Below are 21,971 nucleotides of genomic sequence, written 5' to 3' on the forward strand. Positions count from 1 at the left end.
GCTCAGACAGGCTCAGATCGGGAGTGTCAGAATGGCCGGCCCGGTACCGGCTGCGCTGATGCCAACAAGTCCGGCCGAGACGATCGCATCCCAATCCGTCTCTTCCACCAGAACGACGGGACAATGAACCCCGTAAAGTTCGGCCGCGACCATCGCACCGACGGTGACAATGGCATCGCGCGTCATCAGGACGATACCAGCCGGCCCCGTTTTCCGGCGGATCGCCTCGGCCAGAACGGAACTGCCGGAACTGGAGCCCCGCCCCGCCTTCATGACGAGAATGCGGCCTGATATCACTGCATCCTTCTGCGGATGCCATTGATCGATGATCCGGCCGGTAGCGGAATCCAGGCCGCCCCAGAAGCTCAAGGGCTCGCTCAGAACAAAGGTCCGCCCTTCCGCCTGTCCGGGCACCAGCGTAATCGCCTGGATGGTCACAGCCGCACCACCTTTCCGGCCCTGGCCGAGGCCATACATTCGGCCAGCGATCCAAAGGCGATATCGACACCGATATTGCTCGGCGCATAATAAGCCATCTTGCCGGAATTGGTCATGATCGCACCGGACATGTCGCGCATGATCGCCGTGACATAAGTGCAGGTATCGATCACCAGCGTTACGCCTTGCGCCTTCAGCGCCGTGTCCCAGCCTCTGTCCGTGAGTTCGCTCAACACGCCGCGATTGGTGTTGATGTAGATATCGATGAGCGGCCGCAGGCCCTTCATCAGCGGCATCAGGCGGGCGAATTCCTCCAAGGAAAAATGCGGCGTCCCGAGGCTGACGCCGACAAGCGGCGTACCATCCGGCACTGTCGAGAGATTGCGCACCGTGTGGCGCAGATCGTCGGCCGTCAGCCGGATCGTCTCAATCGGCTGGCGGCCTTGAAACGCCGCTTCGACCGTCGGCGCTTCCGGCGTCAAGCCGATTGCATGGAACAGCGCGACGGCGCCGGACGACGCAGCGACCGCCCCGAGCGCCTTCAGGTCATCCTCCTGCGTATGGGCCGGTAGACCGGTGATCGCCGGGATGAGGCTTCCGCAACGTTTTCCGATGGCATGGCCGACCGCAACGCAGGCCGGACCGGCGTCCGGCCACTCCTCCGGTAGGCTTTCAATCTCGACCAAAATCTGGGCGCGCCGGTTTTCCGGCAGATGCAGCCCGTAATAGGGCGCCCTGCCCGTAAGCGCGCAACAGAGATCGATGAAATCGCCGTAGCGATTGGTGCGGGCGCCGATCACCGAGTTGGCAAACACGATGGCGTTGGATTCCGCCCAGGCAATCTGCGCGCCGAAACGGGGGCGGAAGATCGTCTGATAGGGCGCGCAGGTGAAAGTCGGAAAGCAGCCCAGCGCCTCATGCGCCCGCATCAGCCGCGCGCCGTTGGTTCCAATCTTGCCGTCGCCATGGAACAGCTCCGGATGGATGAGATCGACCGAGCCGACATTCAACGTCGTCGGTACGCGAACACGGCCTTTCAGGCGAACGAGATGCTGGACGAAATCGAGGCTGACCTCTCCGAGATACAGACAACCGTCGATATGGGCCGCTTCGATATCGATGAAACTGCCGGCATCGACGGCTTCGGCGAAACGCGTCAAAAGCCGCATGCAGAAAGCCGCCGCCTCGCCATGCGTGCCGTCCAGCAATTCATTGTCAAAGGCAGAGAGTTGAAGAGCCATGATCCGGCTTAGAATGCCGGATCATTTGCTGTCAATCGGGGCTTATGATCTCCGCCAAAACACGACCGTCAACCGGCCTTGTGATTGCCTTTCGGAAACTGTTCGGCCAGTTCCTTGTACCAGTGGCCGCTGTTCTTGATGGTGCGGACCTGCGTGTCGTAATCGACATGGACGATGCCGAAGCGCATCTTGTAGCCTTCCGCCCATTCGAAATTGTCCATCAGGCTCCAGGCGAAATAACCCTTCATCGGATAGCCTTCCTTTATCAGGTCGGCCGTCACGGCCAGATGCTCAGCGATGTAATCGAGCCGTGGCTGATCATCGACCACGCCGTTTTCGACGCCCATGTTGTAGGCGGCACCGTTCTCGGTGATATAGCAATCCGGCAACGCGTAGCGGTCGTTGACCGTGCGGATGAGATCGCCCAGCGCCTGCGGAAAAACTTCCCAGCCGATATCGGTCTTGACGTCGCTGACCGGCTTGGCACTGACCGTCGCCGGGAACTCGGCAACTTCGGCCGGATCGTGAGAAACGCGCATCGGCGTATAATAGTTGACGCCCCACCAGTCGGTCTTCTGGCCGATCGTCGCCATGTCGCCATCCTCGATCGCCGGCATGCGATGGCCAAGCGCCGAGAGGAAGCTTTCCGGGTACTCGCCCTTGAAGATTGGGCCGAAGAAGACGCCATTGTGGAAATCGAACGCCCGCTCAGCCGCAGCCTTGTCGTCAGCACTGTCGCTGCCGGGATAGACGTGCATCGGGTTGATGACGATGCCGACCGGCAGGTTCGGCTGCAACTCGCGAACGGTGGCAACGCCGAGGCCATGAGCGAGATTGGTGAAATGCAGCGCATGCAGCGCTGCATCCATGTTGCGTTCGCCCGGCGCATGGATGCCGTAGAGATGGCTGAGCCAGACAGAGCACCACGGCTCGTTGAAGGTTGCCACCGCATCCAGCCGGTCACCCAGCCGGGCAATGACGGTTTTCGCGTAGCGCTGGTAGGCATAGGCTGTCGACCGCGCCGTCCAGCCCCCGTCCCCCATCAACGCCAACGGCAGGTCCCAATGGTAGAGCGTCGCGAATGCCTTGATATTGCGCTGCTTTAGGCCATCAACGAGGCGATCGTAAAAATCCAGCCCCTTCTCGTTGATCGGCCCGGTGCCTTCCGGGATGATGCGCGGCCAGGCGATCGAGAACCGATAGGCTTCCACGCCGAGGCTCTGGATCAAGTCGAGGTCTTCATCCAGCCGGTTATAATGATCGCAGGCGATATCGCCATTATGGCCCTGGTAGACCCGGCCCGGCATGTTGGAAAAGGCATCCCAGATGGACGGCTTGCGGCCATCGACTTTCGTCGCACCCTCGATCTGGAAGGAGGCGGTCGCAACGCCGAAAATGAAATCACCGGGGAAGCGCTGGGCAAGGATTTTGGGATCGATCATGAAACACTCCGGATAAGCGACATCTACTGCAACGTTGCAGTAAAACGGTTTGCAAAAAAGTCAACCTCGCGCTGGCACGAGTTGCTAAGTTCACGGTCGCAGAGAAGATGAGATATTTATGTTTCAGGGAAAAGAATGGCTTCATAGTCCTGAACACCATTCAGAACATGCAGGATTTCCACCCTGTCTTCATTGACGGTGTAAAAGATCAGATAGCCTCGATAGGGACGTCTTCGAACACCAGCCTGCGCATAACGCGGCACGATCGGAAACGCATGGGGCGATTGAGGCAGCTGTTCGCAGCGATCGATCAGTTCACGAATAAAGGTCACGGCACGACCGGGATTATCGCGAGAAATATAATCGGCGATATGTTCCATGTCCGCCTCGGCCGCAGCGGTGAAAACGACGATCACGAATTGCCGTCTTTCGCCTCGCCCTCATATTTGGCAACAAGGCGCGCAAGCACATCCTTTGCAGGTTTCACACGGCCTGCCTTCACGTCGTCGAGTCCTTGGGCGATCGACTGGTCAAGGGCAGCCAGCCTTTTCTCGCGATCCTCGATCATACGGACACCTTCTCGCAGCACCTCGCTGCGAGAATTATAGCGCCCGTTTTTCACCAGATCGGTCACATAGTCTTCCAGATGTTGCCCGAGGTTCGCGCTGCTGGCCATGCTGCTTCCTTTGTGTCCACTGACAGGAGACAATAATAGTTAGCATAACAGCATGCGCCAACCGGATAAAGATCGCGGAAAAGCTTAAACCTTGATCCAGGCGCCATTGCGTTTTGACGACTGCACGCAGGCATCGACGAACACCATGCCCTTCATGCCATCGTCGATTGTCGGATAGATGACAGCCGGATCGACCGCAACGCCCTTGCGCTTGGCAAAGATGGCGCGGGCCGCTTCGGTGTAGATATTGGCAAAGCCTTCGAGATAACCTTCCGGATGGCCGGACGGAATGCGGGAAACGCGCGCCGCGGCCGGGCCGGAGCCTGCACCGGCACGGGTGATCAGGCGCTTCGGCTCGCCGAACGGCGTGTACCAGAGATAATTCGGGTCCTTCTGCGTCCATTCGAGGCCGCCCTTGGTGCCATAGACGCGCACCATCAGGCCGTTCTCGTGGCCCGGGGCAACTTGGCTGCACCAGAGCAGACCCTTGGCGCGCTGGCCGTTCTTTTCCTTGAAGCGCATCATCACATGGGCGTTGTCATCGAGTGCCCGGCCTTCGACGAAACTGTCGAGATCGGCGGCAAGCTCTTCCAGTTCGAGTCCAGACACGAAGGCCCCGAGATTATAGGCATGCGTGCCGATATCGCCGGTGGAACCGCCAGCACCCGACTTCGACGGATCGGTGCGCCATGCGGCCTGTTTCTGGCCGGATTGTTCGATGTTCTCCGTCAGCCAATCCTGCGGATATTCCATCTGCACCAGGCGGACAGCACCGATATCGCCATTCTCGACCATCTCGCGGGCCTGGCGGACCATCGGATAACCGGTGTAATTGTGCGTCAGCACGAACAGGGCTTCGCTCTCGTCCGCCAGCTTCTTCAGCTTCCTGGCATCCGACAGCGTCGAGGTCAGCGGCTTGTCGCAGATCACATGAATGCCGCGCTTCAGGAATTCCTTCGCGGCTTCGTAGTGCACATGGTTCGGCGTGACGATCGCAACGGCCTCGATGCCGTTCTTCAGCTTGGCCTCGCGGATCGCCATTTCCTTGAAATCGGAATAGCTGCGTAAGGGATCAAGACCCAATTCTGCGCCAGAGGCTTTCGCCTTTTCCGGCGTCGACGACAGGGCGCCGGCGACCAGCTCGAAATGATCGTCAAGGCGCGCGGCCATACGGTGGACGGCGCCGATAAACGCACCGGAACCGCCGCCGACCATGCCGAGACGGATGCGTTTTTCGCGAACCTCAGTGGTTCCTTCGATTGCCATGAGAGTGTCTCCCTTGATTTTTGAGTTTGCGGAGAGCTTTACCCCCCTCTGTCGGCGACGCCGACATCTCCCCCACAAGGGGAGAGATTAACTGCGAAGCTCATGCGTCCCTTACGGCAGGGCGATGAGGGAAAAGAACAATCTCCCCCCTTGTGGGGGAGATGTCACGAAGTGACAGAGGGGGGTACCCACCCTCGAAAGAGACTAAAGCCCCAGCATGCGCCGGTTGGCCGCGTCGTCGGTGCCGCTATCAGCGAAATCGTCGAAGGCCTTTTCGGTGACGCGGATGATGTGGTGCTTGACGAACTCGGCACCTTCGCGGGCGCCGTCTTCCGGATGCTTCAGCGCGCATTCCCATTCGACCACGGCCCAGCCGTCGAAATCATTAGCCGTCAGTTTCGAAAACACCGCGCCGAAATCGACCTGGCCGTCACCCGGCGAGCGGAAGCGCCCGGCCCGGTTCACCCAGCCCTGATAGCCGCCATAGACGCCCTGGCGACCGGTCGGATTGAACTCGGCATCCTTGACGTGGAACATCTTGATGCGCTCGTGGTAGATATCGATGTTGTCGAGATAATCCAGGCACTGCAGGATATAGTGCGAGGGATCGTAGAGCATGTTGGCGCGGGGATGGTTGCCGACACGATCGAGGAACATCTCGAAGGTGACGCCGTCATGCAGATCCTCGCCCGGATGGATCTCATAGGCGATATCGACGCCGCAGTCTTCGGCGTGGTTGAGGATCGGCGTCCAGCGGCGGGCCAATTCGTCAAAAGCGGTTTCCACCAGACCGGCCGGACGCTGCGGCCACGGATACATGAACGGCCAGGCGAGCGCGCCGGAAAAGGTCGCATGCGCCTTGATGCCGAGATGCTTCGACGCCGTCAGCGCCATCTTGACCTGCTCGACGGCCCATTCCTGGCGAGCCTTCGGATTGCCGCGCACTTCGGGAGCGGCAAAACCATCGAAGGCTTCATCATAGACCGGATTGACCGCAACCAGCTGCCCCTGAAGATGGGTGGAAAGCTCGGTCACCTCGATGCCGTTCTCGCGCGCCTTGCCGGCAAACTCGTCGCAATAATCCTTCGACGAAGCTGCCTTTTTCAGATCGATCAGCTGGCTGGCCCAGGTTGGCACCTGCACGCCGATATAGCCGCAATCGGCGGCCCATTTGGTGATCGAATCCCATGAGTTGAACGGAGCGGCATCACCCGCGAATTGTCCGAGGAAGAGCGCCGGGCCCTTGATGGTCTTCATGTCAGATTCCTCCCTGATTATCGACCGTAAACGTTTCCGAAGTGGTTTAACACGCCGTTCATCGCGGGCAAGACGCCTCTTACCGATAACGGCCAGCTGGTGGGGACAGCCAGAATTCCAGTGCGCCGGAACCTAATCACGGACTTTGCATGGCGGCAAGAGGTACGTGCCGCAAAACTGAAAACAAAGACGGGCAACCCTAAGCCATAAAAATGGGCGCCCGTTTTCGCGGGCGCCCGGTCGTGAGTGGAACCGATCAGAACGGTGAATCGGGGAAGTAGAAGTCCTTGGCATTGTCCTTGGTGACGAGCGTTGCGTCGATCGTATAGACGCCGCGAACCGGAACCTGACCGTAGAAATTGGCAACGGTCATTTCGAGCGCAGTACCCACCATTGCCGGCGGATAGAGCACGTCGACCGGGATCATCTTGTCACCGTCCATGACCTTCTTGATCATGTCCTTGGAACCGGCACCGGCTACGACATACTGGATGTCGGTGCGCTTGGCCTGGTCGATGGCCTGCAGCACGCCGACAGCCATGTCGTCATCCTGGCACCAGACCACGTCGATCTTCGGATACTTGGTCAGGTAATCCTGCATGACCTTGAAGGCATCGTCGCGGTTCCAGTTGCCGAACTGGCGGTCGAGAACCTTGACGTTGGAGCCTTCGATACCCTTATCGAAACCGTCCTGGCGCTGCTGGTCGATCGGGATCGGCAGGCCGCGGATGATGACGACTTCAGCGTCCGGCGTCGTTGCCTTGATGTATTCGCCGGCCGTCTGGCCAAGTGCCGGGTTGTTGCCGGCAACGTAAAGGTCGCGAACGGTGTTGTCGTTGACCGACGGTGCGCGGTCGACGATGGCAACGAACGTGCCCTTGCTCTTGACTTCCTTGATGGCGTTGACCAGCGGATCCGGGTCGGACGGCAGGATGACCAGCGCGTCGATGCCCTGGGTCTCAAGGTCCTGCACGGCATTGGCCTGGCTTGCCGGATCCGGCGACGTCTTGACGATGATGTTGAGGCCCGGATGCTGTGCCATCAGAAGCTTGGCGACGCGCTCTGCGTGAAATACCACGCCCGAGGTCCAGCCATGGTCGGCAGCCGGGATCGAAACGCCGATCGTGACCTTCTTTTCTTCCTGTGCATGGGCCACGCCGGTCAGCGCCATCATGGCGACGGCTGCAGCGCCAAATAGTCCTTTACGCATGTTTCTCTCTCCCTAGTGATGCGGGTCTTGCAGTCTTTGCGACCGGGCGACCCCCTGAACCCGGCACTTCACGATTTCCGTACCAGCGAGCGCTGGACGAGCATCGCAACAATGATGATCGTGCCCTGGATGGCGCCGATCAGATATTCGCTGATGAAATTGGAAAGCAGCATGATGTTGCCGACCAGCTCGAGAATGAAAGCGCCGCAGATCGTGCCCCAGACCCGGCCGGCTCCACCCTTCAATGCAGTTCCGCCGACAACCACTGCGGTGATCGCCTGGAGTTCCCACAGGATACCGGTGGTTGCCGAAGTCGAGCCGAGGCGCGGCACGTAAAGCAGAACCGCAATCGCTACGCACAGGCCCTGGATGACGAAGGCGATGGTGCGGACCCGGTTGACCGGAATGCCGGAATAACGGGCGACATCGGCGTTCGAGCCGACGGCAACGACATGACGGCCATAGCGGGTGCGATAGAGAATGAAGGCCGCAACGCAGGTGACCGCCAGGATCACCGCAATCGGCACCGGAACGCCGAGGATCGAGCCGAAATAGGCCGGACGGTAGATTTCCTGGAGGGCCGGATCCTTCAACGTGATCGCGCCGCCCTGCGACAGCCAGGTGGTAAGGCCACGATAGATGCCCATGGTTCCCAGCGTCGCGATGAACGGCTCGATCCGGCCGACCGTGGTGATCAGGCCATTGGCAAGGCCGCAGAGCGACCCGGCGACGACCGCGAACAGCACGGCCGCCATCAGCATCAGGGTGGGATCGGCGATGACGCCTGAATTCATGAACAGGATCATCAGACTGGCAACGAACGCAACCATCGCGCCGACGGACAGATCGAGATCGCCCGAGGAGATGACGAAGGTCGCACCAATCGCGATGATGGCTATGAAGGCGCTGCGGGTTGCGACATTGGCAAGGTTGTTCAATCCGATGAAGTTCGGATTGACGAGCGCCCCGAGGATGAGCAGCAGGATCAAAGCCGCAAACGGTGCGACGGCCCGAAGGTCGATATCCTGCCAGTTCCGGCGCCGCACGTCCCGGGTTTCCTCATTCACGCTCGTGTCCACTTCAACCTCCCGTCCCATTATCCCTGGGGTTTGTTTTTCAGTGCCGTCCCCGCAGTTGCGCGGCTCAGGCCGCAGCCTTTTTCTTCAGTCCGGCCGCATAGCGCATGATCTCCTGTTCGGAGATTTCATCGCCCTCCAGCATGCCGACAATCCGCCCTTCCCGCATCACCGCGACGCGGGTGCAAAGGCCGATCACCTCCGGCATTTCGGAGGAGACGACGATGATGGAACGTCCGTCACGCGCCAATGCCGAGATGAAATGATAGATCTGCTGCTTGGTGCCGACATCGATGCCGCGGGTGGGCTCGTCGATGATGATGATCTCGGGCTCGGTTTCCATCACCTTGGCAAGCAGCAGCTTCTGCTGGTTGCCGCCGGACATGCGGCCGGCCACGACATTGCCATCGCGCACCCGGATATCGAAGCGGCGGCGGGCGCGTTCCAGCGCCTGCGCCTCGCTGGCGGGATTGAGGTATCCGAGCTTGCCGTGATTTTCGAGCGACTGCAGCGTCAGGTTCGCGGTCATGCGCGAATTGAGAAGCAGGCCCTTCGACTTGCGGTCCTTGGTCATGTAGGCAAGGCCCTGCCTATTGGCGGCGTGTACGTCGCCGGATGGGACGGTCTCGCCGCGAATGATCACTTCGCCCGAGGCGCGAGACCTCAAGCCCGCAATCGCCTCCATCAGCTCGGTGCGGCCCGAGCCGATCATGCCGGAAAACCCGAGGATTTCGCCCTTGCGAACCTCGAAAGTCGCGTCCTTGACATAGCCGGTCGATAGCGCATCGACGCTCAGCACGACCTCTTCATCGACATTCGGCTCGCGCTTGGCCGGATAGAGCTTCGACAACTCACGGCCGACCATCAGCTGGGCGATCGATTCCCCGTCGAGGATCGATGTCGGCGAGGTCTTGATCCATTGGCCGTCACGCAGCACCGTCACCCGGTCGGTCAGCGCCATGACTTCATCGAGCTTGTGCGACACGAAGACGAAGCTCGTGCCCTGATCGCGCAGCTTGCGCACCTGTTTGAACAGGAAACTGGTTTCTTCGCCGGAGAGAACAGCCGTCGGCTCGTCCATGAAGACGACGCGGGCATCGCGGCTGATGGCCTTGGCGATCTCGACCATCTGCTTGTCGGCAATGGACAGCGAACTGATCATCGCATTTTCATCGACATGCGAACCGAGCAGGTCGAGAACACGCCGCGTTTCGGCCCGCATGAACTTGCGGTCGAGCACACCGAAACGGGTTATTTCGCGGCCGAGAAACAGGCTCTCGGTGACGGTCAGATGTTCGGCGAGATTGAATTCCTGGTGGATGATGACGATGCCGAGCGCTTCTGCGGCGCCATTCGGCGGCAGCTTGACCGGATTACCATCGAGGATAATTTCACCGGACGTGGGCTGCTCGAAACCGGACAGAATCTTGACGAGCGTGGATTTTCCAGCGCCGTTTTCTCCCATCAAAGCATGGATTTCGCCAGCGCGGAGATCGAAGTCAACGCTGAACAGGACCTGCACGCCGTTGAACGACTTGCTGATGCGTCGAGCAGATAGCACGACTGCGCCGTCACCGGCGCCGCTGGTCTGCGCATTCATGTAATCCTCCCTGCGGCTCCCGTCCGCTTGAATGCTATGTAAACCTTTACATAAGCCATGTAAAGGTTTACATCAGGGCATACCCGAGAAATTCTTCGCGTAGGCTTTGACCTCTGGGTAAGTCTGTGTAGTGTCCCGCCGAGACTAAAACCAAGGCAGAGCGCAGTGTCGAATTCCACGCCGGCAACCATTGAAGACGTCGCCCGGATCGCGGAAGTGTCGATCGCGACAGTGTCGCGCGCCATCCATATGCCGGAGAAGGTCGCCAATTCGACGCGGCTGAAGGTAAGCCAGGCGATTGCCATCACTGGCTACACCACCAACGCCATGGCTCGCAGCCTCAGGCTTGGCCGTTCCAACATGATCCTCGTTGTGGCGCCCGATATCGGCGACCCGAATTTTTCTAACATTCTCGTCGGCCTGGAAAACGAGGCGCGTTCGCATGGTTATGGCGTGCTGATCGGCCATACGCAGAATGACGCCCAGCGCGGTCTGGAATACTTGAAGTTCCTCAATTCAAACCAGGCCGCCGGATTGATCCTGTTTACCGGCATCCTGCCTTTCGGCCATCAGTCGATGACGGCAAGGCTGCCGCCGAGTGTCGGCGTCTTCGAGCCGGTTTTCAATGGCGGCATTCCCTATGTCGGCGTCGACGATACCGAGGGCGCCCGCAAGGTGATCGACCTGCTTCTCGCCGAAGGCCATCGCAAGATCGCTTTCATCGGCGATTCCCGCACCCGGCTTGCCTATAGCCGGCGCCGGATGGGCTACGAGGCCGGACTGGACGCGGCCAATGTCGGCGCCGATCAGCGCATAGTCTTCGAGGGCGACGGCACGATCGAAAGCGGGCGGCTGGCGGTCGAGCAGCTGTTCATGCGCGACACGCTGCCAACGGCGTTCATGTGCGTCAACGACCAGACGGCGATTGGGGTGATGATCGGCCTTGGCGCACGTGGCTATGATATCCCGCGCGATTTTTCAGTGACGGGTTTTGACGATGTTCCGCAAGCAAGCTTCATGTCGCCGGCGCTGACCACCATTCGCCAGCCGCGAACGGCCATTGGCAAACATGCGATGGCGCTGCTGCTGGACCTTCTGTCCGACGGCCAGCCACCGGAAACGGAAATCCTGCTTCGTCCCGATCTGGTGGTCCGCAACTCTGTCGCGGCCCCATCGCTCAAATGGACGAAGCGCTGACCGTCCGGCCTGATGCTTCGCCTGCAGTGTCCGTTTAGGCGTAGCGCCGCTGGTCCCGCTGACGAACAGGCGCTGGCACGCGCCGCCCACCCGAAACCGTGAACTGATCGGCCAGAGCCTTCAAGGTGGTACTGACGCGCATCAGATTATGGGTTGCTGCGTGGGTCTGTTCGACCATCGCGGCATTCTGCTGGGTCATGTGATCCATGCCGGTGACGGCCGTGTTGATCTCGGTGATGCCGATCGCCTGTTCCCGTGCCGAGCCGGCAATGGCATCGATATGGCCGTTGATATGGGTGACCTGTTCGCCGATGGTCCTCAGCGCATCGCCGGTTTGATTGACCAGCGAGACTCCCCTGAGAACATCCTCGAACGACTTGTCGATCAGCCCCTTGATCTCCTTGGCGGCATCAGCCGATTTCTGTGCCAGTTCACGCACTTCCTGGGCAACCACGGCAAACCCTTTGCCGGCATCACCGGCACGTGCAGCCTCTACCCCGGCATTCAGGGCGAGAAGATTGGTCTGGAAGGAAATCTGGTCGATGACGCTTATGATCTGGGTGATCCGGCGGGAGGATTCCTCGATCGCGCTCATGGCGCTGACGGCCTGCTCGACCACCGCCCCGGACTTATGCGCCTCCTCTGTGGCATGTCCGACAACGCGACGGGCTTCCTCGGTCCGCAGTGCCGCCTCCTTGGAAATCGTGGTGATTTCTTCCAGCGCTGCTGCAGTCTGTTCAAGCGAGGCAGCCTGCTGTTCGGTGCGGTGGGCCATGTCATCGACCGCAGTCACCAGTTCGCCAGCATTGCCGGACGTTTCGTCGGCAGCCAGAACGATCGAACCCAGAGCTGTATCGAGCGTCCCGAGTGCTGAGTTGAAGTTGGTTTGCAGGCCGTCGAACTGCGGCGCCAGAGCTGCGCTGAGCTTGGCGGTCAGGTCGCCATTGGCAAGCCCGGTCAGCGAACGGTCAAGCGCAGACAGGGCTTCGTCCTGTTGTGCCGAAAGTGTTTTCCGCTCGGCATCGCCGATGGCCCGCTGCTCCTGCAACGCGTCCAGATAGACCGAGATGGCGTAGTCCATGTCGACGAACGCCGCCTTCATGATGGCAGTCACCTCGATCGTGATGTCCTTCGCCTTCTTCTTGTAGAGAAAGCCTTCAAGGTGTTTTTCGACAACGGCCTTGATAATCGATTCCATGATCAGTGCGTAGCCGCCGATATACCAGCGCGGCTCCAGCCCGAGGCGCGCATGGGTCTTGCCGATCGCGGTCACCGCATCGACATATTTATCGTCGAATTCGCCGGAAGCGATCTGGTCCCAGTGGCGGACCTGCCTTGTCTTGGCGCTTTTGACATGCGCTTCACTGGCAAAGAACTTCGCCGTTTCCGGATTGGCGGTCGCCTTCGCGTAGAACTTGTCGAGTGCACCATCAAGGGAGGCAGAAATGGTCGGCCTTGCCCGCACGAGAGCAGCACGCTCTTCGCCAACAAGCCCGACGAAATCGAGACGTTCATTAAGGTGTTTGGTCGTGGAAACGGGCGCAGACATACGGGAGCATCCTAAATCGAAACGGGGAAAGGCATGCGCGCTGCGCGATCGGCATCATGCCGGCAGATGGGTTAAGGCGTGACCGGAGGATTAGGCCCGCATAGTTAAGAATGCCTTTAAGAGCGCTTGCTTATGTCGAGGATAAGCAAGAGTAACAACCTGTTTTCCTAGCATATTCTCTCAAAAATGCGACAAAGTGACCGAGGCTGTTCCACAGCCGAGAGAGCAACCTTTCACAAATGCCGTACGTCCGCCGGTGTCGAGCCCCAGTCGTTGTTAAGTCCATCATAATAGGTAACCGGAGCCGCCATCAGTTCGTCGATATCGAAATCATCAAGGCAGGCGAGGTTGATATTATAGTATCTCTCGCCGGTCATGTTCGGCACGTCCACCCACTCGAAGGGGCGCACGCCGCAATGCCGGCAGAAGAAGTGGTGGGCAACCGTATTGGCGCCTTGGTAATCGACCAAGGCTGCTTCACCTGCCAGCAGCCGGAATGCCGCAGGAGCCGCTTTGACCGACCAGAGACGTATCTTGGTGCAGAAGGTACAATTGCATTTTCCAGTCCCGGCGCTGATGTCCAGATCTGACGTGAAGCGGACTGCACCGCAATGACAGCTACCGCAATAGGTCTTGAACATAGCCGTATCCTCTCTGCCAGCCCGGAGTCCGCTCTGCGCACATATGTGCTCTTGAAGGATATTCGAGGGCGAGGGTGTTGGCCACTGCGGCGTTAACAAGGGAAAGGGCGCCACAGCGCCCTTTCCTTCTTTGTTCAATCTGCCGTGCGACGCCGCTTAAACGTAGCGGTTGACGACGTTTTCGAGCAATTCCTGCTTGCCGGATTTCGGCTGCGGGTTGAGATCGGTCTTTTCGACATAGGCCGCGATCTCTTCCAGCGACATGCTGGTCAAGCGCTTCTGGCCCTCATCCGACGCCCAGCCAGCGTAGCGTGCGTCGAGCGGACCGGACAGTGCCTTGTCCTCGACCATTTTGGCTGCGGCGCGCAGGCCCCGGGCGCAGCAATCCATGCCGCCGATATGGCCGATCAAGAGGTCTTCCGGATCGATCGACTGACGGCGCAGCTTCGAATCGAAATTGGTGCCCCCGGTCTTGAAACCGCCGCCAGAGAGAACCTGATAATAGGCCAGTGCCATTTCCGGAACGTTGTTGGGGAACTGGTCGGTATCCCAGCCGGACTGGTAATCGTTGCGGTTCATGTCGATCGAACCGAAGATGCCGAACGCATTGGCCAGTGCCAGTTCGTGCTCGAACGAATGGCCGGCCAGGATCGCATGGCCCTGCTCGATATTGACCTTGACCTCGTTTTCAAGGCCATAGGTCTTGAGGAAGCCATAGACCGTCGCGACGTCATAATCATATTGATGCTTGGTCGGTTCCTGCGGCTTCGGCTCGATCAGGATGGCGCCCTTGAAGCCGATCTTGTGCTTGTATTCGACGACCATGTTGACGAAACGGCCGAGCTGGTCGAGTTCCTGCTTCACATTGGTGTTGAGCAGGGTCTCATAGCCCTCGCGGCCGCCCCAAAGCACATAGTTCTCACCGCCGAGCTTCAGTGTCGCATCAAGGCAAGTCTTTACGGTTGCGGCAGCAAAGGCAAAGACGTCCGGGTCCGGATTGGTCGCAGCGCCCGACATATAGCGGCGATGGGAGAACAGGTTTGCCGTGCCCCAGAGCAGCTTGACGCCGGTATCCGACTGCTTCCGGGCGAAGTAATCGACGATCTCGTTGAGGTTCTTGGTATTTTCGGCAAAGTTTTTGCCTTCCGGACGCACGTCGGCATCATGGAAGCAGTAGAAGGGCGTGCCGAGCAGCGTGAAGAATTCGAAGGCGACATCAGCCTTCAGCTTGGCTGCCTGCATGCTGTCTTCAAACCACGGCCGCTCGAATGTCTGGCCACCGAAGGGGTCGCCGCCCGGCCAGACGAAGGTGTGCCAGTAGGCAACCGCAAAGCGCAGATGATCTTCCATGCGCTTGCCCATGACGATCTCGTCCGGGTTGTAGTGGCGGAAGGCCAGCGCATTGGTGCTGTCGGGTCCTTCATATTTGATCTTGGCGATATCGCCGAAAAAACCTGTGCTCATGGGTGTTTCCTCTGGGTTTGTCGTTGGATTTCGAACTCCCCTCTCCCTGCTTCAGGGATGAAGGGCATGCATCAGAACATTGCGGACTTGACCGCCGGATAGAGGCGGCGGTAGCGCTGGTAGGCATCCGCATAGGCGCCGTGCAGAGCCGTATCGGGCTCAATGGTTTCGGCTGTTGCCGGGGCGGTGAAGACGGTGAGCGGATCAGCCTTTGTCGCAGCGACCAGTCCAAGGCGGGCGGCGCCGAATGCCGCACCGAAATCGCCATCGGCAGGCACGTCGACCGGCAGGTTCAGCGCCGTCGCGATCGATTTCAGCCAGTAGCGCGAGCGCGAACCGCCGCCGATGGCCGTGACCCTTGAAAGCGTGGTCCCGGCGACACGCAGGGCCTCAAGGCTATCGCGAAGCGCGAAGGAAACGCCTTCAACCACGGCTTGCGTCAGAACTACGCGGCTGCTTTCATGGGCAAGCCCGGCAAAGACACCGCGAATGGCCGCATCATTGTAGGGCGTGCGTTCGCCCGAGAGGTATGGCAGGAAAGTAACCCCGGACGGTGCGTGGAGGTTGTCGCCAAGCTCGGCGGTCAGGTCAGCAGCGCTCTTGCCGGTGATCTCCGAATGCCAGTTGAGGGCATCGGTGGCCGACAGGATGACGCCCATCTGGTGCCAGGTATTGGGCAGCGCGTGGCAGAACGCGTGTACGGCACTGGCTGGATTGGGCAGATAGCTGGTATTGGCGGCAAACAACACGCCGGAGGTGCCGAGCGATACGAAGGCATGACCTTCGCCGACCGTGCCCATGCCGCAGGCCGATGCGGCATTATCCCCTGCCCCGCCGGCAACGACGACACCCGCGCCCATGCCCCATTTGGCGGCGAGATCGGCTTTCAGGGTGCCCCCCTGCTCCGTACCTTCGATCAATGACGGCATTTGGCTTTCGGTCAGTCCAGTCGCATCAAGCAGGCTTTCGGACCAGGCGCGCTTGCCGGTGTCCAGCCAGGAAGTGCCGGCCGAATCCGACATTTCGGAAATATGCTCGCCGGTCAGCCACAGGCGCAGATAATCCTTCGGCAGCAGGACCCAATCGACCTTCTCGAAGGTTTCGGGTTCGTTTTCGGCCACCCAGGCAAGTTTCGGCGCGGTGAACCCCGGAAAGACGATATTGCCGGTCAGCGCCCGGAACTGCGGATCGGCGTCAAGCGCCAGGGCCTGCTTGTGGCTGCGGGTATCGTTCCAGAGAATGCAGGGACGCAGAACCTTGTCATTGTCATCCAGAAGCGTCGCGCCGTGCATATGACCGGAGAGACCGATCCCCTTGACGGCGGCCAGTTCCTTGGGATGGGCCGCCTTCAATCCGGCAATGGCTTCTTCCGTCGCGCGGATCCAATGGGCCGGGTCCTGTTCCGACCAGCCCGGATGCGGCCGCGAAACGTCCATGGCGCCGGATGCGGAACCGATGACCCGTTGGCCGCCGTCGATCAGCAATGCCTTCACCCCGGACGTGCCGAGGTCGATACCAAGATACATGTTGATCTCCCTAGTCTTGCCTGCCCCGTTCGGGCGCTTGGTTGCTGTCCTGCTCAAAGGGCAGGTTGTCCTTGAGGAAAATGTCGAGGCGGATGCGCTCCTGTGCACCGATCACGGCAACGCCGTCGGCCTTGGCTTTCAGCACGCGGACAGCGCTACGCACCTCATGCCCGGCATCCTGATTGAGAATGACATCGATCAATCCTTCGTTTAACGCTGCCCGCGTATGCTGCGTCAGCTCATGGGCGATGACACAGACCGGAGCCGCATTCTTTCGCCGTTTCAAAGCAGAGATGAGGCCGCGATTACCCGCGCCAAGGCTGTAGATACCGGCAATTTCAGGCGCTGCGGCAAGCGCTTCACCGACCAGTCTCTCCACAAGGTCAGGATCGTCCTGCCCTTCGATGACAGGCAATAGAGCGTGCCCGCCAAAATTCTCCGTCATCACTGCCCGGAAGCCTTCAAGCCGTTCGCGATGGTCGCGCACCAGCATCGAACCGGCCAGCACCGCAACCGGTCCGGAACGGCCGCCGAGAAAACGTCCCATCAGGCTGGCTGCTGTACGGCCCGCGGCAATATTGTCGATCCCGGCGAAATGATCGCGGGCGGAGCCGGCAAGATCCGAGACCAGCGTAACGACGGGGATACGCGCGGCCGAAAGGCGATCAACGGCGGCCACGACATGCGGGGAATCGATTGCAACGACGGCGACTCCCGCCGGAGATACCGCACGAGCCTCATCCAGCGCTGCGACCAAGGCTTCGGCGTTAAACGCCGGGACGGTAACGATGGAAATATCGGTGCGCTCGACAGCGGAGCGGCCAATCGCAGCGCGCACCTGCGCCTCCAGCCCGCGCATGAAGGAATTGTCGCCGGAGGGCAGGATGAAGATGAAGGGGTAAACGCGGCTCTTGGCCAGGTTTGCGGCGGCCACGTCGCGGACATAGCCGATACGCTCGATCGCCTGCTCGACCCTTTCACGCGTGACGGTTCGCACCCCGGCGCGCTGGTTCAAAACGCGGTCGACGGTTGCAAGGCTGACCCCTGCTGCAGCGGCAATATCGTGAACTGTCGGGCGCATATTTCCTCCGGAAAAAAGCCTTAGAGGAAAATCTGATGTACGTAAATCAGAAAATTCAAGCCAGTCTCCGACCCTTGCTGCCCGTCGTCCTCCTCTCCCCGGATCAGGCCAATGGTTTGCTGAAAGCTTTGAGGAAATTCACGTTCCCCTCTGTTCCCTGCGCCTCGGCAATGACCACATCCATATAATGATTGGTAATGTGAACAGCTGCAAAGCCGCCCTTAAATGTAGCGGTCGGCTTGAACAGGTCGAGACCGTCCTGATTGTAGATCATCGGCGTATCGTGTTCGTGGCCGTGGAACAGACCAACGACGTTGTACCCCTTGAGTACGCCCAGCAATGCCGAGCGCTCGTCCTCGCCCCACCAATGGGCGTGACCGGAACCCTCGTCATCAAAGGTCATCTTCGCCGGATCCCATTTCTCCAACGAGAAAGAATCCCAGCCATAATGCTGGAACAGGACCACCGGCCGGCCATCGGCAGCCGAATTGGCGAGGTCCTGTTTCAACCAGTCCAGGCCGCTGATGGCCCCCTTGCTGGTATCGCCGCCGAAGCGCTGCAGCTGCACCAGATGCAGGCCGCCCCAGTCCCAGGAATAATTGTCGGAATCGATATCGTAATTGGCAACTGCCACCGGCGGCTTGTAGAACACCGTCTGGCGATGATTGAGTTCGACATAGTCGCGCAGTTCGCGGCGATACCAGTCGCTATGCGGCGGTGCACCGTCCTGATCGAGATCATGATTGCCAAGGCCGTTATAGACCGGGAAATGCACCCGGTCCGAGCCAGTACCTTGCTGATAGCGGCTGTTAAATTGCAGCAGCTGATGACCTTCGCTGGGGACTTTCACCTGCCCGCCGCCATCATCGGTCATATCCCCTCCGATGACGAGCCCCAGCGGCGTGGCGATCTTCTGCCCGGCTCCCGCAAGCCCGGTGGACGCACCGCCGATCTGCGTTGGCCAGTCAAACTCCGTGATGCGGTTCAAAGCCGCCACATGCCGCAAAAGATTGGCATCGGTCTTGCCCTCCTGCGCGCAGTTGGGGCTAAGCACGCCGCCGGAGATGAGGCATGTGTGAACATCTGCCGTGAACAGAAATGTTGCGTCGGTCGGAGGCCGTGCGGTCTTTGTGGTGGCCGCGAATGCCGGACCAACCGATGACACAACACCGAGGCTGAGAAGATTGGCGAGAAACGAGCGCCGGGGGAGCGAAGGAAAGAGATGGCCTGTCATGCAGAATGCCCTGAAGTTTTGCCTTCAGGGCATTCTGGCTGATGAAAGCCGTGGCGTACAGTTCGGATGTGCAGTGGTCTTAACGGCTAGTGTCCGCCGCCGGCTCCCGTTGGCACCGGTTGCGGCTTCTGGATCAGGAAAGCGCAGAAGACCAGGGCGCCGAACAGGCCGGTGAGGATCAGGAACACGTCGATGAACGACATGACCATCGCCTGCTGGGTAACGATCCCGGATAGCTTCCGAATGGCGATGGTCGCGCCGTCGAGGCCATGCGAATTGTACTTGGCGATCATGTTGTTCAGCTGGTCCATGGCTTCGGGGTTACCCCATTGCACATGCTCCTGCAGGCGGGCGTAATGCTCCTCCTGACGCTGGGTCAGAATGGTGTTGATCGCAGCGAGACCAACGGCGCCGCCCAGATTACGCGTCAGGTTGAACAGCCCGGAAGCACCTCGAATACGGGCGGGTGACAACGTGCCGAGCGCGACGTTGTTGATCGGCACCATGCACATCATCAATCCGAAACCGCGCAGGATCTGCGGCACCAGCAGCTCATAGAAATCCCAGTCGGCCGTCAGAGAGCTCATCAGCCAGGTACCGGATGCGAAGCTGGCGAAGCCGATCGCCATCATCACGCGTGGATCGAGCTTGGTGGAGAGCCTGCCAGCAATCGGCGCTGTGCAGAACATCGCCAGACCCGACACGAACATCGTCTCGCCGATCATCAGCGAATCGTAGCCGCGGATCCGGCCGAGATAGAGCGGATAGATGTAGGTCAGGCCGTAAAGGCCGATGCCCATGACGAAGGAAAACAGCGAGCCGAAGGCAAAGTTTCGATTGGAGAAGGCCCTTAAATCGACGATCGGAAAATCGACCTTGAACGCTCGATAGAAGAAAACCAGAGCACCGATCGCGGATGCGACCGCACCGATAAAGATGTATTCGTCGCTGAACCAGTCGTTCTTGTTGCCTTCTTCCAGCACATATTCCAGCGCACCGAGGAAGACCGCCATCGACAGCAGCCCCCACCAGTCGAACTTCTTGAAAAGGCTGAGTTCCGGCTTGTCGAAATCGATGAAATTCCAGGTGACGATGGTGACGATGATGCCGGGAATAATATTGACGAGGAACAGCCAGTGCCACGAGAAGGCGTGGCTGAGATAGCCGCCGACGGTCGGGCCGATGGTTGGCGCGAGTGTCGCGACCAAACCGATGATCGGCGAGACGATACTACGCTTGGAGGGCGGGAAGATCGTGAATGCGGCAGCAAAGACGGATGGGATCATGCCACCGCCGATAAAGCCTTGCAGCACCCGGTAGACGATCATCTGGTCGATATTGGTGGCCGTTGCCGCAAGGGCGCTGGCAATCGTAAAGCCTGCAGCCGACACCGAGAACAGCACCCGTGTCGAAACGATCCGGGCGAGCGTGCCCGAAAGCGGGATCATGATGACTTCGGCGATCAGATAGGCCGTCTGCACCCAGGCGACCTCGTCGGAGCCGGCGGACAGACCGGCCTGAATTTCGGCCAATGAGGCCGAGACGATCTGAATGTCGAGGATCGACATGAACATGCCGAAGACCATCGCGAAAAAGGCGATCAGCCGTTTCGGATCCATCTTCTCTTCCGCGCGGGCGGCAGGAAGCGGCATCGTACCCGCTGTTGCAGTGGCAGCCATCGGCGTTGCTCCTGGCGTGACCGCGTTCAGACGAACGTGGGAGCCATCATGGTCATGAAAACTGGTGCATCACAGGGTCCAGGCGCTTCGGCCCGGGACATCTTCTCAGCCGTTGAGGCCGCGCCATGACGGCGCGGCATACGGATCACTTGACCGCAGCGGTATCCTGCTTCGGAGCCGTGCGGGTATCGACATCGACGACGACGCTCAGGCCGGCGCGAAGACGGCCGCTGTCCAGCACCTCTTTGGGGAAGACGATGCGGACCGGAACGCGCTGGATCACCTTGGTGAAATTGCCCGTGGCGTTTTCAGCCGGCAGCAACGAGAACACCGAACCGGAGGCCGGCGAGATCGACTGCACGGTGCCGACGATCGGCGCCTCGTCGAAGGCATCCACATGGATGCTGACCTTCGAGCCCGGAACCATGTGGGCGATCTGCGTTTCCTTGAAATTGGCGTCGATATAGAGCTGATCGGTCGGCACCAAGGCTGCCAGACGCTGACCGGCGGACACGAGGTCGCCATCCTGAACGGCCAGATTGCCGATCACACCATCGTAAGGCGCCTTCAAAACCGTGAAGCCCAGGTCGCGCTGCGCCTTGTCGCGGGCGAGTTCCAGCGACCGGATCGTGCTTTCAGCCTCGGCGCGCTGGGCAACCAGCACGGCGATGTTGGCATTCGCCGTGGCGATCTGCGCATCGCCGCCAATCAGGTTTGCCTTGGCTTGATCGAGCGCAACCGTGGCGTCATCGAGCGAGGCGACCGTACCGACTGCCTTTGACTGGAGGTCGCTCGCACGTTTCAACGTGGTTTCAGCACCTCGGACGGTCGCCTCAAGGGCGGTTTTCTGTGCTTCTGCCTGCTGGACGCTGGCCTTGGCACCAGCGATCTGCGCGTCGAAACGCTGCAGCGACAGTTTTTCCGTATCGATCTGAGCCTGCGCCTGATCGGCAGCAATGCGGTAATCTTCCTTGTCGAGCGTGATCAGCGGGTCGCCGGCCTTGACGTGCTGGTTGGCAACGACGTTGACCTTCTCGATATAGCCGGAAACCTTTGGAGAGATCGACGCGATATCGCCTTCGATATAAGCGTCGTCGGTCGAGATCATGAAGCGGCCGTTGGTCCACCAGTCGTAACCATACCAGCCGCCGGCGGCGAGCGCGGCGATGGCGATAATGGGAAACACCAGCTTGCGGCGCTTGGGAGCGGGTGTCTGGGCGGCGGCGGCAACCTGCGGAGCAGCCTGCTGTTCAGCGACGGGCTCCGTCACGTGCTTGGCTTCGGGAGCCTCGACTTGTTCGGCGGGCGCCTTGAAGTCGTCGCCGACGGGGCGGACATGGGCAGCACCGGATTTGCTTGAAACTGACATATTGCACTACCAGCCATGATATGAG

General features: G+C 60.0%; 19 protein-coding genes. 1 reads left to right on the top strand and 18 read right to left on the bottom strand.

The annotated features are described in order from the left end of the window. Positions 1–12 precede the first annotated feature (12 nt). From ACP7BS_RS20505 to ACP7BS_RS20550, 10 genes are all read right to left on the bottom strand, one after another. A complete protein-coding gene (locus ACP7BS_RS20505) occupies positions 13–438 on the bottom strand; it encodes an aconitase X swivel domain-containing protein (RefSeq protein WP_426239601.1) in 426 nt (141 codons plus the stop codon). Beyond that, positions 435–1,679, bottom strand: a complete 1,245-nt coding sequence (locus ACP7BS_RS20510; protein WP_426239602.1) for an aconitase X — start codon at positions 1,677–1,679, stop codon at positions 435–437. The genes ACP7BS_RS20505 and ACP7BS_RS20510 overlap by 4 nt, the downstream gene beginning before the upstream one ends. Before the next feature lie 68 nt (positions 1,680–1,747). Beyond that, positions 1,748–3,121 carry a GH1 family beta-glucosidase gene (locus ACP7BS_RS20515; protein ID WP_426239603.1) on the bottom strand — a complete coding sequence of 458 codons (1,374 nt, stop codon included), beginning with the start codon at positions 3,119–3,121 and terminating at the stop codon, positions 1,748–1,750. A gap of 116 nt (positions 3,122–3,237) precedes the next feature. Next, positions 3,238–3,537, bottom strand: coding sequence for a type II toxin-antitoxin system RelE/ParE family toxin (locus ACP7BS_RS20520; RefSeq protein WP_426239604.1), 300 nt, complete (start codon positions 3,535–3,537; stop codon positions 3,238–3,240). Beyond that, a complete protein-coding gene (locus tag ACP7BS_RS20525; RefSeq protein ID WP_426229802.1) occupies positions 3,534–3,797 on the bottom strand; it encodes a type II toxin-antitoxin system ParD family antitoxin in 264 nt (87 codons plus the stop codon). Before ACP7BS_RS20525 ends, ACP7BS_RS20520 begins: the two co-directional genes overlap by 4 nt. Positions 3,798–3,881: 84 nt before the next feature. After that, positions 3,882–5,063: a Gfo/Idh/MocA family protein gene (locus ACP7BS_RS20530; RefSeq protein ID WP_426229803.1), complete on the bottom strand. Its 1,182-nt coding sequence runs from the start codon at positions 5,061–5,063 to the stop codon at positions 3,882–3,884. Positions 5,064–5,267: 204 nt separating this feature from the next. After that, positions 5,268–6,320 carry a sugar phosphate isomerase/epimerase family protein gene (locus ACP7BS_RS20535; protein ID WP_426239605.1) on the bottom strand — a complete coding sequence of 351 codons (1,053 nt, stop codon included), beginning with the start codon at positions 6,318–6,320 and terminating at the stop codon, positions 5,268–5,270. Positions 6,321–6,576: 256 nt separating this feature from the next. Next, a complete protein-coding gene (locus ACP7BS_RS20540) occupies positions 6,577–7,530 on the bottom strand; it encodes a substrate-binding domain-containing protein (RefSeq protein WP_426239606.1) in 954 nt (317 codons plus the stop codon). 68 nt (positions 7,531–7,598) lie between these two features. Next, on the bottom strand, positions 7,599–8,627 hold the full coding sequence (locus ACP7BS_RS20545; RefSeq protein WP_426239607.1) for an ABC transporter permease: 1,029 nt from the start codon (positions 8,625–8,627) through the stop codon (positions 7,599–7,601). A gap of 46 nt (positions 8,628–8,673) precedes the next feature. Then, on the bottom strand, positions 8,674–10,206 hold the full coding sequence (locus tag ACP7BS_RS20550; RefSeq protein ID WP_426239609.1) for a sugar ABC transporter ATP-binding protein: 1,533 nt from the start codon (positions 10,204–10,206) through the stop codon (positions 8,674–8,676). A gap of 165 nt (positions 10,207–10,371) precedes the next feature. On the opposite strand from ACP7BS_RS20550, the gene ACP7BS_RS20555 reads away from it, so the two are divergent. Continuing rightward, positions 10,372–11,403, top strand: a complete 1,032-nt coding sequence (locus tag ACP7BS_RS20555) for a LacI family DNA-binding transcriptional regulator (RefSeq protein ID WP_426229808.1) — start codon at positions 10,372–10,374, stop codon at positions 11,401–11,403. Positions 11,404–11,437: 34 nt separating this feature from the next. On the opposite strand, the gene ACP7BS_RS20560 is transcribed toward ACP7BS_RS20555, so the two are convergent. From ACP7BS_RS20560 to ACP7BS_RS20595, 8 genes are all read right to left on the bottom strand, one after another. After that, positions 11,438–12,952, bottom strand: a complete 1,515-nt coding sequence (locus ACP7BS_RS20560; RefSeq protein WP_426239610.1) for a methyl-accepting chemotaxis protein — start codon at positions 12,950–12,952, stop codon at positions 11,438–11,440. A 233-nt stretch (positions 12,953–13,185) separates the two neighbouring features. Beyond that, complete coding sequence (locus ACP7BS_RS20565) at positions 13,186–13,593, bottom strand: GFA family protein (protein ID WP_426239611.1); 408 nt, start codon at positions 13,591–13,593, stop codon at positions 13,186–13,188. Positions 13,594–13,749: 156 nt separating this feature from the next. Further along, a complete protein-coding gene (gene xylA / locus ACP7BS_RS20570; protein ID WP_426239612.1) occupies positions 13,750–15,057 on the bottom strand; it encodes a xylose isomerase in 1,308 nt (435 codons plus the stop codon). 71 nt (positions 15,058–15,128) lie between these two features. Next, a complete protein-coding gene (gene xylB / locus ACP7BS_RS20575; protein ID WP_426239704.1) occupies positions 15,129–16,583 on the bottom strand; it encodes a xylulokinase in 1,455 nt (484 codons plus the stop codon). 10 nt (positions 16,584–16,593) lie between these two features. After that, entirely contained in the window at positions 16,594–17,664 is a 1,071-nt protein-coding gene (locus ACP7BS_RS20580; RefSeq protein ID WP_426239613.1) for a LacI family DNA-binding transcriptional regulator, read from the bottom strand. Between the two features lie 103 nt (positions 17,665–17,767). Further along, positions 17,768–18,898, bottom strand: coding sequence for a metallophosphoesterase (locus tag ACP7BS_RS20585; RefSeq protein WP_426239614.1), 1,131 nt, complete (start codon positions 18,896–18,898; stop codon positions 17,768–17,770). An 86-nt stretch (positions 18,899–18,984) separates the two neighbouring features. Next, positions 18,985–20,577, bottom strand: coding sequence for a DHA2 family efflux MFS transporter permease subunit (locus ACP7BS_RS20590; RefSeq protein ID WP_426239615.1), 1,593 nt, complete (start codon positions 20,575–20,577; stop codon positions 18,985–18,987). Positions 20,578–20,722: 145 nt separating this feature from the next. Beyond that, entirely contained in the window at positions 20,723–21,946 is a 1,224-nt protein-coding gene (locus ACP7BS_RS20595; protein WP_426239616.1) for an HlyD family secretion protein, read from the bottom strand. Between the last annotated feature and the right edge of the window lie 25 nt (positions 21,947–21,971).

This window comes from Pararhizobium sp. DWP1-1-3, assembly GCF_049896125.1.
Taxonomy (GTDB): Bacteria; Pseudomonadota; Alphaproteobacteria; order Rhizobiales; family Rhizobiaceae; genus Pararhizobium.